14 protein-coding genes and 1 tRNA gene are annotated in these 12,995 nt (G+C 69.0%); 8 read left to right on the top strand and 7 right to left on the bottom strand.

Going from position 1 to position 12,995, the window contains the following annotated elements:
- Positions 1-114: 114 nt before the first annotated feature.
- Positions 115-1,203: a helix-turn-helix domain-containing protein gene (locus tag AC2RP6_RS23095; protein ID WP_486447912.1), complete on the bottom strand. Its 1,089-nt coding sequence runs from the start codon at positions 1,201-1,203 to the stop codon at positions 115-117.
- Between the two features lie 72 nt (positions 1,204-1,275).
- Positions 1,276-1,932 carry a hypothetical protein gene (locus tag AC2RP6_RS23090; protein WP_486447911.1) on the bottom strand — a complete coding sequence of 219 codons (657 nt, stop codon included), beginning with the start codon at positions 1,930-1,932 and terminating at the stop codon, positions 1,276-1,278.
- A 185-nt stretch (positions 1,933-2,117) separates the two neighbouring features.
- Between AC2RP6_RS23090 and AC2RP6_RS23085 the strand changes: the two genes are divergently transcribed.
- Entirely contained in the window at positions 2,118-2,615 is a 498-nt protein-coding gene (locus tag AC2RP6_RS23085; RefSeq protein WP_486447910.1) for an NUDIX domain-containing protein, read from the top strand.
- Between the two features lie 22 nt (positions 2,616-2,637).
- A complete protein-coding gene (locus AC2RP6_RS23080) occupies positions 2,638-3,981 on the top strand; it encodes a YopA family protein (RefSeq protein WP_486447909.1) in 1,344 nt (447 codons plus the stop codon).
- Between the two features lie 42 nt (positions 3,982-4,023).
- Here AC2RP6_RS23080 and AC2RP6_RS23075 read toward each other — a convergent pair whose 3' ends face one another.
- The gene (locus AC2RP6_RS23075; RefSeq protein ID WP_486450590.1) at positions 4,024-4,440 is read right to left on the bottom strand and encodes a hypothetical protein; all 417 of its coding nucleotides are present in this window, start codon (positions 4,438-4,440) and stop codon (positions 4,024-4,026) included.
- On the opposite strand from AC2RP6_RS23075, the gene AC2RP6_RS23070 reads away from it, so the two are divergent.
- Positions 4,378-5,418 carry an MFS transporter gene (locus AC2RP6_RS23070; protein ID WP_486450416.1) on the top strand — a complete coding sequence of 347 codons (1,041 nt, stop codon included), beginning with the start codon at positions 4,378-4,380 and terminating at the stop codon, positions 5,416-5,418. The genes AC2RP6_RS23075 and AC2RP6_RS23070 overlap by 63 nt on opposite strands.
- On the opposite strand, the gene AC2RP6_RS23065 is transcribed toward AC2RP6_RS23070, so the two are convergent.
- Together AC2RP6_RS23065 and AC2RP6_RS23060 are read right to left on the bottom strand one after the other, a co-directional pair.
- Positions 5,396-5,791: an NUDIX hydrolase gene (locus AC2RP6_RS23065; RefSeq protein WP_486447908.1), complete on the bottom strand. Its 396-nt coding sequence runs from the start codon at positions 5,789-5,791 to the stop codon at positions 5,396-5,398. The genes AC2RP6_RS23070 and AC2RP6_RS23065 overlap by 23 nt on opposite strands.
- 103 nt (positions 5,792-5,894) lie before the next feature.
- Positions 5,895-6,218, bottom strand: coding sequence for a helix-turn-helix domain-containing protein (locus AC2RP6_RS23060; protein ID WP_063890625.1), 324 nt, complete (start codon positions 6,216-6,218; stop codon positions 5,895-5,897).
- A gap of 413 nt (positions 6,219-6,631) precedes the next feature.
- Here AC2RP6_RS23060 and AC2RP6_RS23055 point away from each other — a divergent pair, with 413 nt between their 5' ends.
- From AC2RP6_RS23055 to AC2RP6_RS23035, 5 genes are all read left to right on the top strand, one after another.
- A complete protein-coding gene (locus AC2RP6_RS23055; protein ID WP_486447907.1) occupies positions 6,632-7,213 on the top strand; it encodes a hypothetical protein in 582 nt (193 codons plus the stop codon).
- 261 nt (positions 7,214-7,474) lie between these two features.
- Positions 7,475-8,134, top strand: coding sequence for a hypothetical protein (locus tag AC2RP6_RS23050; protein ID WP_486447906.1), 660 nt, complete (start codon positions 7,475-7,477; stop codon positions 8,132-8,134).
- Positions 8,135-8,359: 225 nt separating this feature from the next.
- Positions 8,360-9,298, top strand: coding sequence for a hypothetical protein (locus AC2RP6_RS23045; protein WP_052031094.1), 939 nt, complete (start codon positions 8,360-8,362; stop codon positions 9,296-9,298).
- The gene (locus AC2RP6_RS23040; RefSeq protein ID WP_486447905.1) at positions 9,291-10,766 is read left to right on the top strand and encodes a hypothetical protein; all 1,476 of its coding nucleotides are present in this window, start codon (positions 9,291-9,293) and stop codon (positions 10,764-10,766) included. The genes AC2RP6_RS23045 and AC2RP6_RS23040 overlap by 8 nt, the downstream gene beginning before the upstream one ends.
- Before the next feature lie 399 nt (positions 10,767-11,165).
- A tRNA-Arg gene (locus AC2RP6_RS23035) sits at positions 11,166-11,238 on the top strand.
- Positions 11,239-11,296: 58 nt separating this feature from the next.
- Here the strand turns inward: AC2RP6_RS23035 and AC2RP6_RS23030 are convergent.
- Entirely contained in the window at positions 11,297-12,622 is a 1,326-nt protein-coding gene (locus tag AC2RP6_RS23030) for an ATP-binding protein (RefSeq protein WP_486447904.1), read from the bottom strand.
- 153 nt (positions 12,623-12,775) lie between these two features.
- The gene (locus AC2RP6_RS23025; protein WP_486447903.1) at positions 12,776-12,979 is read right to left on the bottom strand and encodes a hypothetical protein; all 204 of its coding nucleotides are present in this window, start codon (positions 12,977-12,979) and stop codon (positions 12,776-12,778) included.
- Positions 12,980-12,995 lie beyond the last annotated feature (16 nt).

The following is a 12,995-nucleotide window of genomic DNA, read 5'->3' as shown; positions in this document are numbered from 1 at the left end:
CGGGATCTCCCAGGCAGCCCAGTCCCGTACAGCGAGGGAAGGTCGTCACTGCCTGTGGCTTGGGTCCGAGCAATGCGGGGGACGATCGGAGTGCACCTGTCGCTGACAACTCGGTCAAGGCACCAGGGACAGCGCGCGCCGAGGCTCCGATGCGGCTCGCTGGCCGCCGCCGTCGACCATCGTCATGGTCAGACCGAAGAGCATCTTGTTCATCTCGTCCGGTGTGAGGCCGAGCTCGGCGGCCACCGCCGCCGGTTTCATCCCCGTGGAGCGCAGACCCTGGAACACCTTGGTGAGCACCTGGGACGTCTCTCGCTTCTTCATCCCGTCGGGCTCCGCCTTGCGGTACCCCCGCTGGCTCAGCTCGGTGCAGGCGGAACGGTACTGCCAGTCGGTGAGTAGTCCGAGGTCGTGCATGCGGTAGGTCAGGGCCATCGCGGACACGTTCCAGATAGCCTTGCCCTTGAGGATCTGATCGACGTGTGCCCCGGTCGGCATGTGGCCCAGCACGCTCGAAGCGGGCATGAGGAAGGCGCTGGCGAAGTCGTTCGCCTGCCGCTCGGCCTCGGGGCCGGCGCACTCGCGGTCGGTGCCGTGCATGACGAGGTGCCCGAGTTCGTGGGCGGCGTCGAAGCGGCTGCGCTCGGCGGACTTCCTCGTGTTCAGGAAGACGAACGGGGTTCTCCCGCGCCAGACGGCGAAGGCGTCGACCTCCGCGTAGTCGGGCGCGAGCGAGAAGACTCGGACGCCGTGCGCCTCCAGTAGGTGCACCATGTTCGGTGCCGGGGCGTTCCCCAGCCCCCACGTCGTGCGGACCATCTCGGCCGCGGTCTCAGGGTCGGGCTTGCCGAGAGAGGGGAGGTCGGCGATCGGCAGACGGAAGCGTTCCTCGATCCAGTCGTAGAGGAGCGCGGCCAGCGTTCCGGCCGCGCGCGCGGCGTCGAGAGTGCGGGCCGGGGTCTTGCTTCGAGCACGCCACGAGATGCCCTCGGCGGGCAGCTCGTCGATCTCCGGACCTGTGAAGAAGTCTCCCGGGAAGCCGAGCGCGCCTGCGAGTCGCTCCACGGTGGTACGTCGGGGTGCCGTCCGGCCGGTCTCATAGTTGGACAGGCTCTGAAGCGAGACCCCCGCAAGTTGGGAAAGCTCGGCGAGCGTCAGGCCTCGGCGCTTTCGGGCCAGCGTGATGCGGGACGGGGTCACCATGGTGAGACTGCCTCGGGATCCGGATGGTGCGGGTGGGGCGGCCAGTATCGCGGCCACCCCACATGATGGGTCTCAGCGAAACTCGACGGGGATGTCGATCTCGTCGGGTCCATCTTCGTCCGGTAGTTCGATTTCGTCCATCTCGATGACCGGTAGCGGAATCCGCTGCTCCCACTTGACCACGAACCCGCGATCGACCTGGCCGGGCAGTGACAACTCGCTGTGGATCCGCACTCCGCCCTCGGCCTTCACTCGGTACGAGACCAGGAACCAGGTCTTGAGCTTCAGGGCCTCGGCTTCGTCGAGGAGGGCTTCGTTCGGATCGACGGGCGGCGGGAAGAGCCCGAGCTGCACGTTGTACTCGGCGGCGCGCTCCGTGGCGGCGCCCCTCTTGTGGAGGTTGGTGGGGTGGAGGCTCGCGTTACCGGTGGCCGCGTCGCCGACCATCGTGCCGATGGCGAGCGTCTTCCCCGGGTTGCAGACGAGTTCGAGGTGGTCGTGGAGAAGTCGTTTCCACCCCTCGTGGCGGATGTGCGCTTCCCGCAGCATCCGCACGTGCTCCTGGTAGGCACGCGTCCCGCCAGTGTTCGCGGGGTGGTTGGGGGTGGCCGTTCGCCGCGCCGCCTCGCCGGCATACAGAGCCGGGTGCAGATACTCCAACTTCGTTCCGAGCGACGCCAACTGGACATGGACGCCATCGGGAACGGGCGCAACGAGGGGCACAGCCATGGAGCCTCCGGTGAATGGATGGGGAGTTATAAGGAGGCTACCGCAAATGAGGCGTCAGTTTTATAAGATTCACGACACGCCCCTTGACCTGTAGGTCAGTTGCCACTCACCAGATGCCGCGGATGCAGGCAGGACCACAGATTCGGCCGCGGCCCGCCGTGTCGCCGGCCCGACGAAGGAACCCCGTGACTCAGCAGACCAACGGCCACTCCCCGGCCCTCAAGGCGGCGTTCGACTCGATGACGCTGCTGGTCGCGGCGGTCATCGTCCACGACCGGGCCGCCAATCGCGTCGTACTCCTCCAGCGCGGCGAGAACGCCAAGTTCGGGAGGGGCTTGTGGGATCTGCCTGGCGGCAAGAGCGAGCCGGGTGAACCCATCACCGAAAGCGCAGTCCGCGAGCTCCATGAGGAGACCGGCGTCACGGTCGAGGCCGACTCGCTGGAGGTCGTTCACGTCATCCACGGCGCCTGGGGCGTCGAGGCTCCCAACGGTTACCTCACGGTCGTCTTCGCCACTCACGAGTGGACCGGCGAGCCCGAGAACCGCGAGCCCCACAAGCACTCCCAGATCCGCTGGGTCCACGTCGATGACCTGCCCGGCGAATTCGTCCACACGTCGGGCAGTGCCCTACTAGCCTTCCTGCACGGCGGCCCCCAGGTCACGCTCCGGGGGTGGCCGTAGACCCCGAAGGCAGGAGAGAGCCATGTCCGATTCGCCCTGGGACGCCGCACTATCGCCCATGAAGCCGTTCCACCCCTTCAACAACATCGGTGAGCCGATCGGTCTGCACCAGGGACAGATCGGCGGAGTGCGGGACACGGAAGTGCCGGGCGAGGTGACCCTTGCGTGTTCGCCGGTGCTCAGCCTCGACTGGAGCGTCACCCCCGAGCCGAACTCGCATCCGCACACCCAGGACACAGCCGTCCTGCGGCTTCCGCGGGCCTACGGTGAGGCAGAGGTGGAAGCCTGGGTCCGCGGTTTCGACGAGGGTTGGATCAACGCAGCCGTCCTGGGAGACAGCAAGGCCCCTCTGGCCCGGATCGCGGTCCACTGGTTCAACCTCCCCCGGTTCACCGGGCAGCATCACCTGACCGATCGGATCGAGGGTGCGGATCGGTACTGGTCCGGGGGCCGCTGGTCCCACGAGGTCGACGGCTGGAAGATCGTGCTGGACGTGCGCGCTGACCACCGCGCTGTCTGGGAAGGACTCCTCAAGACCCGGCTCTATGGGATGACGCACGTGATGGAGATCAGCCGTGCGGACGGACGGCGATTCACCGCCAGTGAGGCGGCGCACCTTCTCACAGCCCTCCACCTCGGCATGTCGTTTTCGCTCGGTCGCTGGACCGCTCCGCTCCTCCCTGTCGGCCTCGGAGCTGACGGGCAGGCCGTCTGGGAGTCCTGGGGTGCCCTGCACTGCGATCCTGCGCGCAGGCACTCTTCCGGCTGGTGGGACTCGTGGGACATCGAAGCCCTCGGCAGGTTCCTTGACGGGCTCGTCCCGGCGATGGCCGATCCCGTGCTCGCGGAGCCGCTGAAGCTGCAGATCAGCTACGCGATCACGGCCATCCGTGACCAGGGATTCGTGGAGCAGCGCGTGATGATCGCCGCTGCCGGACTGGAGCACGCCATGTGGCAGCGTCTGTTCGTCCGTGGTGTTCTCACCCGCGCGGAGTACAAGAACACCCGCCTGTGGCCTGCCCACGCGAAGCTGCGGAAGGTTCTCGGGGAAATCAACGTCGCAGTCTCCATCGACCGCAACCATCTGCCCGCGATGGCCGCCTTCGCCGACGAGATGCGCCGACGGACCGGACGGGTCTGGGACGGGCCCTCCGTGGTGACGAAGATCCGCAACTACATGGTCCACCCGGAGGAGGACCAGAGGGAGCTCTACCGGATACCCGGTCTCGTCACGGAGGCGTGGGCACTCAGTCGGCACTACCTGTCCCTGCTGGTCCTCGAGTCGCTGGGCTATCGCGGACCGCATCAGAACCTGTCGAGAATCCGCGGCATGGCCGGCGAGGTCGAGGAGACTCCCTGGCCCTGACTCGGGGCCTACGCGACATCCCTCCCAAGTCGCGCCACGAAGTCAGCCACACGGGTCAGTGCCTCCGCCAGGCGCTCCGGCGGGACGGTGTAGGAGATGCGGACGTGGTTGGGGGCCGCGAAGTCGGCACCTGGGGACGACCGCGACGTTGGCCTCCGCGAGGAGGAGTTCCGCGAAGACCTCGGCCGAGGTGATGGTCTGGCCCGCCAGGGTGCGGCCGTAGGTGCCCGAGATGTCGGCGAGGAGGAAGAACGCGCCGGTCGGGTCGCCGTCGACGTCGATGCCCGGGATGTCCGCGAGCGCCTTGATGGTGATCAGGTGGCGGTCGTCCAGTTCCAGTCGCCGGCGTTCCAGCTCGGTGGTGAGGTCGGCGGTCAGGGCGCCGAGGGCTGCCTTCTGGGAGATGGAGGAGGGCGCGTAGGCGGTGTGGCTCTGGATCGCCGTGATGGCCTGAGCCACCGAGGGCCGCGCGCGGTGATGACCGCGGGCTCCGTCCTCGGCACCCTCGCACTCCTCGTGATAGCGACCGCCCCCAACCTGGCCGTCTTCACACTGGGTTGCGTGCTCGCCGACTTGACCATGGCCGCCACCTTCTACCCGCCCGCCTTCGCCGCCCTCACCCGCTGGTGGGGCCCGGACCGCATCCGCGCCCTGACCATCGTCACCCTCGCCTCCACCGTCTTCGCACCGCTCACGGCAGTCATCGCGGAGCACCTGAGCTGGCGCGCCACGTACGCCGTCCTCGCGGCGATCCTCGCCGCCGTCACGATCCCCGCCCACGCCCTGGCCCTGCGCGCCCCCTGGCCGGCCGCCCCACCGCAAGCTCCCACCGCTGACGGCACCACACCCATACCCCGCAGCCGCCCCTTCATCCTGCTGGCCGTGGCATTCGCCCTCTCGGGCTTCGCCATGTACGCCGTCGTGATGGGCCTCATCCCGCTCCTCACCGAACGAGGAGCCACAGCCACGCAAGCCGCCTGGGCTCTGGGGCTCGGCGGGGCAGGCCAGACCCTCGGCCGCACCCTCTACTCGGCCCTCGCGACCCGCACCTCGGTCACCGCCCGCACCGCCACCCTGATCGCCCCCGGCGGTGCGACCACGGCATCACTGGCCTTCACCCCAGGCCCCATGCCGCTCCTGATCGCCCTCGCGATCCTCGCCGGAGACGTCCGCGGCAACCTCACGCTCCTACAGGCCACCGCGGTCACCGGCCGCTGGGGCACCACGCACTACGGCCGCCTCTCAGGGCTTCTCGGCGCACCCACCCACATCGCCGCAGCCCTCGCTCCCTGGGCCGGAGCCGCCTTCGCCACGCAGTTCGGCGGGTACTCCCCGCTCTTCGCAGTCCTCGTCGCCACTTCGTTGCTCACGACGATGCTCGCCGTGGCATCAGCGGCGAGGAAGCCCCACCCGGTCAGTTCCGCCGATCCGAGGTGAGCGTGATCCATCCGTCCGGGATCCAGCCTTCGAGGTAGCCCTCCAGGAACGGCTCGAACTCCGGGATTCCGAGGTGCGCCACTTCCCCGAGCGCCTGGCGCCACGGAAGCCACAACTGTGATGGCCTGGGGCCGCCTTCGACGTGCATCGTGAACAGACGTGCCTTCCGATGTGCGCCGTCACCGGGCGACACGCCATCCAGCCGGGCCACCGTGCCGCCGAACCGGAAAGCCAAGCCGGCAGCGAGTCTGCATGCAGCCGCTCTGTACGACTCACCCGGGGCACACGCGCCCATGGGGAGGCTCATGAGCCCCGGCGAGTACTGGACAAGGCCCATCCGGTGAAGGTCGTCGAAGCACACGAGATACACCACACGCCGCCGCACCTCTGGTGCATACATACCCACAAGAAAAAGAATGGCCCGTCGGGAGCGCGACGCACTCCGGGCGGACCGAACGGGTGGGTAGTCGGCGATCTCAGGACTCGGGCGGCGCGGGCGGCAGCGCCGCCGGCCCGGGCCAGATCTGGAAACCGAAGGACGCTTCCAAGCGGGCGAGCGTGCCCGAGTCCGGCATGACCCTGCCGTTGAGCACCCTGCTGATCGTCGAATGGGTCAGGCCGGTCGCTGCCGCGAGGCTGCGCAGCGTATGCCCGGTGGAGGACATGGCCCGCGCGAGGTTCCGGGAGAGGGACTGGCCGTAGTAGGCACTGACCGGAGCATCAGGAGCGAGAGCCGCATTGGGCCAAGCGCCGTCCACGACGTAGTCGCGCGGCTGCTTGTCGTTGCTGCTCCGGGGCATGCCGAGATCATCCCACGTACCCATGGGGCCGACCCTTCCCTTGTCTCGGATCCCGCAACGGAGACCTCTTGCATGGTGCAAGTACGGAACAGCGTAAGGGTCCACGAGCCGTCCGTGCGGCACATTCCAGGGTTTCGGCAGCGCTCCGTGGTGGCGGGCGACGACACCACCCGGTCCCTCACGCGCCACTCGGCTACTACGCGCGCCCGATGCGCCACTCCGGCAAGCGTTCTCAGATGCACCGAGACCGGAGACATCATGCAAGTCATAAGAGACATGGCCTCCAACACGACTTACTTACGGCGGAGTCGCACCCAACCCCAGAGAATCTGCACGCTCGCATCTATGCATTTGCCTGCGGAGCGGGCGAAGGCTCGCTAGCTTGTGGGTGGATCATCCGAGGGGAGCGGAGCATGACCACAACAGGAGCGGGGTCCGCGCACCCTCTCGTTGAACACCTTCGCGAGATCCAGGCCGGGGAACACGCCAAATGGGTCATCGCGACTGGCGTGTTGGCCGAGGTGCGACAAGAGATGGCCGACCTCCAACGTCGCTTTGAAGAGGCGGAGCGATCCCTCCTAGCGGCAGACGTACGACTGTCGGCCGTGAGCGACACGGTTCGCCAGGCCGAGGAGTTCTTGGGGGCGAAGCAGCCCTCACATCCACCGACGAATCCAGGTGATCGCCCGAATCCCGCGGAGCCGCAGAACTCCGGCTCCGACGCCCGTGACTCCGGTGTGCCACATCAGGCGGCGGGGCGGCCGGCCTCCGGCGTCGACACGGAGCAGAAGTCCCTCACAGAGCTGGTCCTCGAAGCGCTCGCGGACGGCCTGGATACACCGACCTCCAAGATCGTCGCCCATGCCCAGCTGGAGCGTCCGGACGCGACACCTCGGCAGATCACCAACTGCGCCAGCCACATGCGGGCCAAGGGGAAGGTCCTCATTGTCGGCCGCGGACTCTACCGACTGGTCAGCAAGGAGCCGCGCACGTAGATATCGCCATCTTCCAACAGAAAAAGGCGCCGCCTGGGTGGTCAAGACCCTGGCGACGCCGTGACACGTCAGCTGAGGGCCCACGCGCCGCCTCCAGGCTAGGCCATGCAGTAGCGGCCCACCCGGCCCTCGGGAATTTTGTGCAGTCAGCACTTGATCATAAATGAGGGCCCACGCCATGCCATCCGACGCATTCATGCACCACTGGCCCCTACAGGCCAGCAGCGGTCAGGCGCTCCAGTACCCCCACGGGGGTGTTCGATGAGTGCCGCAGACAAAGTCCGCAACATCATGCCCACCGGCGGAATGGCCACCCTGCGACAGCTGAAGGTGGTCGACGCCGTCGCCGAACTGGGCGGCGACGACCGCCTGGCCATCCCGGTCTCAGAGATCGCCGCCAAGGTGGGGCTCAGCGCCTCCAACATCTCCTCCTCGCAGGGCTTTCTTCGTCAAGCCGGCCTGCTGGAGACGCACCACGGAGCCCTTTCGGTCACCGATGCCGGCTTTCAGCTGACGCGGCTCCGGGCGGAGGACTCCGCCCGCGCTCGCCTCTTCCTGCATGACCACTGGCAGTCCGCCTGGTTCACCAAGGCCGCCAAGCGCCTCCTGCGACAAGGGCCGCGGCAGAGGACCACGCTCGCCGAAGAGCTCGGCCAAGGGCTGCCCGCAGCGGCGCCCGAACGCGGGCTCTATCTGGTGGACTGGCTCGACTACGCCCTGATCGTCCACGTCGCCAAGGACGGACTGGTCCGCCTCCCGGGCTCCATCCCCACACCCCCGCCCCCAGCCGCTCCGGCATCAGGCCTGTTCCTCAGCTCCGTCGAAGAGACCATGGCGCTACCCGACGACACCTTCGTAGCGGCCATGCGGGCTTACGGGACCCTCGTGAGCTCGCTCCGAGGACCGGCGGCCCGCGCCTAGCCAGGCCGGCTCGCCCCGCCGCACCGAGTGACGCCCCGGGCCGTCCTGCCCGGGGTCTCTTCGGCGCGTCCTCATCCATTCGCCCACGCCGGATTGCAGCGGAGATCACACATGCCCACCGTAATGGTGCAAGTACGGAACACAATGAATCATTCGAATCTTCCCAGTCAGAGGGTCGGGGGAGGGGTCGAACTGCTCTCCCCGACCCTCCGGAGGACCGTCATCATGGGAAGCGACCTGTCTCTCATCCATGCCATCGACCTCGTCATCGACGCATGGCGGGAGATGACCGCCCTCGACGAGATGTCCGAGCAGACCTTCGACAAGTTCGGTCTCCTCATCAAGAGGTTCGGACGGAACGCCACTGCGCGAGGCGTACTGCTCATCTCGGACGTCACCGATGGCATCGCCGAGGACTTCGTGAACGCGAAGGGCCGGAGCCGCCACGGCCACGTCTCGGACTCGGCGGTGGCTACCCGCCGAGTCCGCCGAAGCGTCTTGCGAACCGCCTTCCGCACCCTGCACGAGCTCGGCCTGAGCGACCAGGATCCGACACGCAACATCGTCCTGCCCGCCCGCACCTACGAAGGTTCCCGCCCTCTCACCGAAGACGAGGCCGTACTGCTGCGCCACCACGCCGCATACGCGGCCCGGCCGACCCGGCACGCAGCCGCGGCCGCCCTCGCCCTGGCCGGCGGGCACAGCGGCGAGATCGGGCACAGCGTCGTGGCCGACCTCGACCTGCCGCACAGCCGCGTCTGGATGCACGGAGCGCGCAAATACGACCCCCGCTGGTGCCGGCTGGACGCCTGGAGCCGCCACGTACTGGCCGATCGAGCCCGCCACGTCCTCGCTCAGCACCCGGACAAGACCACCGCGCGCCTCGCGGTGTCCTGTACCCCGGCACCCGATCCGGCCCTGCAATCGCGCACGTGTGTCGCGCTCCGCGATCTGCTGCGCAGGATCGGCCTTGACGGGGAACCCGACGTCACCCCGGCTTCCGTCACCACCCGTGCCGCCGTCGAGACCTTCGAAGTGACCGGCCGCATCGAGGAATCCGCCCGAAGGCTCGGGCTCCGATCCCTGGACAGGGCCGCCTCCATCGTCGGCTACGACTGGCAGACCGACCCCGCCTACACCGACGGGGGCCCGGCCCGTGCCTGACGACGTTTTCGGAACCCCCAAGCCCCACCCCGAACGCCCGAACCGCAAACGCCAGCTCACCGACCAGGACCAGCGCAGCATCGCGGAGCGCGTCCGCGACTGCCTCGACTACCCGCTCCTCTACGAGATGGCGGAACTCCTGCCCCCGCCGAACGTCGTCGGCTGCCCCCGCGAGTACCCGGGCATCGTCTACCTGATCATGGCCGCCCTCACCCCGGTGACGAAGTCCAAGCGTTCCACCACAGGACTCCTCGCCTCTCCCCAGGACTGGCGCAGCGTACGGGCGAGCATCCGCCGCCACCTGGGCCGCAGGGCAGCGGCAGCCCTGCCCCTCACCGCACCTTCCCGCGGGCAGTACCAGGACGCCCTGAACAACCTCCTCGTACCGGCCGCTGACGCACTCGAGGAAGCGTTCCGCAGGTATGCCGCCCAGCAAGCCCTGAGCCAAGGGCTGTTCCCCTCGGACACGCCCAAGGTATGGAGCCGCCCCGAACGCCGACAGCTCCTCGTCGGCGACGCCACCGTCCCCAAGGCACCCTCCAAAGCGCGCGCCATGGAGATCGCGGACGAGGACACCGGCCTGATCCGAAACCACCGCGTTGACCCGGCCGCCCGCATCTACTACGAGAACGGAGAGAAGGAGAAGCGGCGGGTACGCGGCACCAAGTGGTTCTTCGCCTCCGGACGCGACACCGGCTACTGGACCCGTGTCATCCTCAGCTTCGCCCACGTCGCCGGCGGCGAGTACGAAGACGAAGCAGCCATCGCCGTACGCCAGTTCCGCATGCTGAAGGACGCACTGCCCCACTGCATGGGCGTCGTCTACGACGGAGCCTTCCGCGGTGTCCACCGCGACGCCCTCGCCCGGACCGGCCTATTGGCCATCAACAAGCAGCACGGATCCGTCGCCCCCGTCTTCTACGAACGCATCAGCCCCTGCCGAAGCGGCCACGAGCTCTGGTGCGACCAAGGCCGCATCGCCGAGAGCATCCGCATCGACGATGGCACCCGCATCCTCGAACCCCTCCCAATCACCAAGCTCGAGCACCGTGCCGGAGCCGCCAAGAGCCGCTGGTACCACGTCCTCAAGATCCCCTGCCGCCACGGCGACCACGACTACCGCGTCCCCGTCGGCATCACCACCACCCCTGCCGACCGGACCCTGCGCTGCGTCGACACCGGCAAGCGCATCAAGAGCGACAGCGAACGCGGCTTCCACCGAGCCGAATACCTTCAGCAGATCCCCGAGGCCAGCCTCACCCACCAGCTCCTCTACCCCTACCGCGCCGACTCCGAGTCCGTACACAGCCAGTTCGACCAGAGCCTTTGGAACCGCCGCATGATCGCCTACGGCGTGGATCGCCAGAAGATCTTCGTCCTCGGCTTCGCCCTCTCCCAGAACGCCACCAGCCACCAGATCCACCTCCAGGCCCGCAGCAACGCCCAACAGGTCCTCCGCATCGCCTGACACCCCTCGACCCCACGACGGCCGCGCCCACCCCAGGGCGCGGCCGTCGATCCGTTAAAAAGGCCCCATCCATGGCAAGCGGAACAGAACGGACGCTCCAGCGGCCTGCCCACACCCGTGCAGCACCCCCGGCCTCCCCACCCACCACCCCAGACGCTCAGAAACCCCAGGTCACGACGATGCGTTCACCTCAGGCCCACTCCCACGGCAATCCATGCGACCACTCCCAGCACGATCCGCTAGGCTGTCAGCGGTCAGACGGCTACCAGGCGTGTGCCCGGGAAAGTGTCCGCGAGGGCATCTCGACCCGGGTGTGTGCACGTCATCTGACCAGCATGTTTGTCGAGACGGTTCGCGCGATCCCTCTGGGGTTTCCGGCAAGGTTTCCGACAAGCCCCCGCCTTCGTAGCTCAGGGGATAGAGCACGGCTCTCCTAAAGCCGGTGTCGCAGGTTCGAATCCTGCCGAGGGCACGGTCGAGGACCCTCCGCCGTTTCAACGGCCGGGGGTCCTCTTCGTGTTGTACGGGACTCAGCGGGCGGCGCGCTCCGGGCGGTCGTCCCCCCGGCCGGGGCGGGGGTCGGGCCGGGGCGGGGAGGCGGGGGCCGGGAGCACGACGCGGGCCTCGGCGCCGCCCTCCGCGCGGTTGCGGAAGGCGAGGGTGGCGCCGAGGGCCCGGGCCTGCCCGACGGCGATGGTCAGGCCGAGCCCGTGGCCCTTGTTCGTGCCCTCCGTACGGAACCGCTGCGGGCCGGTCGTGATCAGGTACTCCGGATAGCCCGGCCCCGCGTCCGTCACCGTCACGACCGGGCCGTCCACGGTCACCGTGACCGGGGCCGCGCCGTGGCTGTGCGCGTTGGCGACGAGGTTGCCCAGGATCCGCTCCAGGCGGCGCCGGTCCGTCTCCACCCGCGGGGAGGCGAGCACGGTCAGGGCCGTGTCGGTGCCGGACGCGCGGATCGTGCGGGCCGCCAGGTCGGCCAGGTCGTAGGAGTCCAGCTCCACGCGTTCGCTGCGCGTCTCCAGCCGGGAGATCTCCAGCAGGTCCTCGGTGAGCGAGCGCATCGCCTGCACCCGGTCCCGTACGAGCTCGGCCGGGCGGCCCGGGGGCAGCAGCTCGGCGGCCGCGTTCAGGCCGGTGAGCGGGGTGCGCAGCTCGTGGGCGACGTCCGCGGTGAACCGCTGTTCCGCCTCCAGCTTGCCCTGGAGGGACGAGGCCATGGTGTCCAGGGCCCGGGAGACCGCCGCCACCTCGTCCTTGGCGCGGGACCGGTCGCCGACCCGGGCGTCCAGGTCGCCGGCACTGATCCGGCGGGCCACCTGCGCGGTCACGTGCAGGCGCCGGGTGATCCGTGTGACGCCGACCGCGCCGATGAGGAGGGTGACGCCGATGGCGAGGCCCGAGGAGCCGAGGATGGCCCGGTCGAGATCGGCGATGGTGCGCTCGGCCCCGCGGAAGTCCACGGACACGGCGAGCGCGCCGCCGTGCTCGGCGGGCGCGGCCGCCCACATCACGGGGCGCCCGCGGTGCCTGCCGACGGCGGTGCCGCGCTTCCCCTCGACGGCGAGGGCCCGCAGCTCCGGGGGCAGGCCCGAGGGGTCGATGCCCTCGCCGCGCGGCATGCGCGCGCCGTCCTCGTACGCCTCGACCGACCGTTCCAGCTTCAGCAGCGCCTTCTCCCGCGCCGTGCCCACGGTCTGGCGGGTCATGGCGCCGTGCACCAGACATCCGAGCAGCGCCGCGAGCCCGCAGCACATCAGGGTGATGAAGACCGTGGCCTTCCACGTCAGGGTCGAGGTCCAGGCGGGCAGCCGCGGGCGCGGCCGCAGCCGCGCTCTGCGCTGCAATGCGTTCATGGTCAGGTCACGGTAATGCGCGCGGGAGGGCGGGCGACCGGCGGGATCCGGCCGGATCCCGCGAGAACCAGCCGGATCGGGCCGGGGCCCGTCGGCAGGCGCTGCACCCCTGTACCGGCGCCCGCCCGAACCGGAACCGGAAACGGAACGGGATCAGCTCAGGCCGCTGCTGCGTTCGCCGATGCGGTCGCCCTGCGGGGTACCGGCCCGCTTGAGAGCGGCCTTCGTGTGCAGTCCGCCCTTGACCTTGCTCCGGACAGGACCGTCGAAGCCGTGACCCGGGGAGCGCGGCGGCTGCGAACCCTCCTGCGCCTTCGCAATGGCGGCCCGGACGTCCCGCTTCTGCTCTTTGTTCATCCCGTCGTCAACTCCC

Source organism: Streptomyces sp. WAC03905, assembly GCF_057371075.1.
This window is presented reverse-complemented; position numbering and strand designations above follow the sequence as displayed.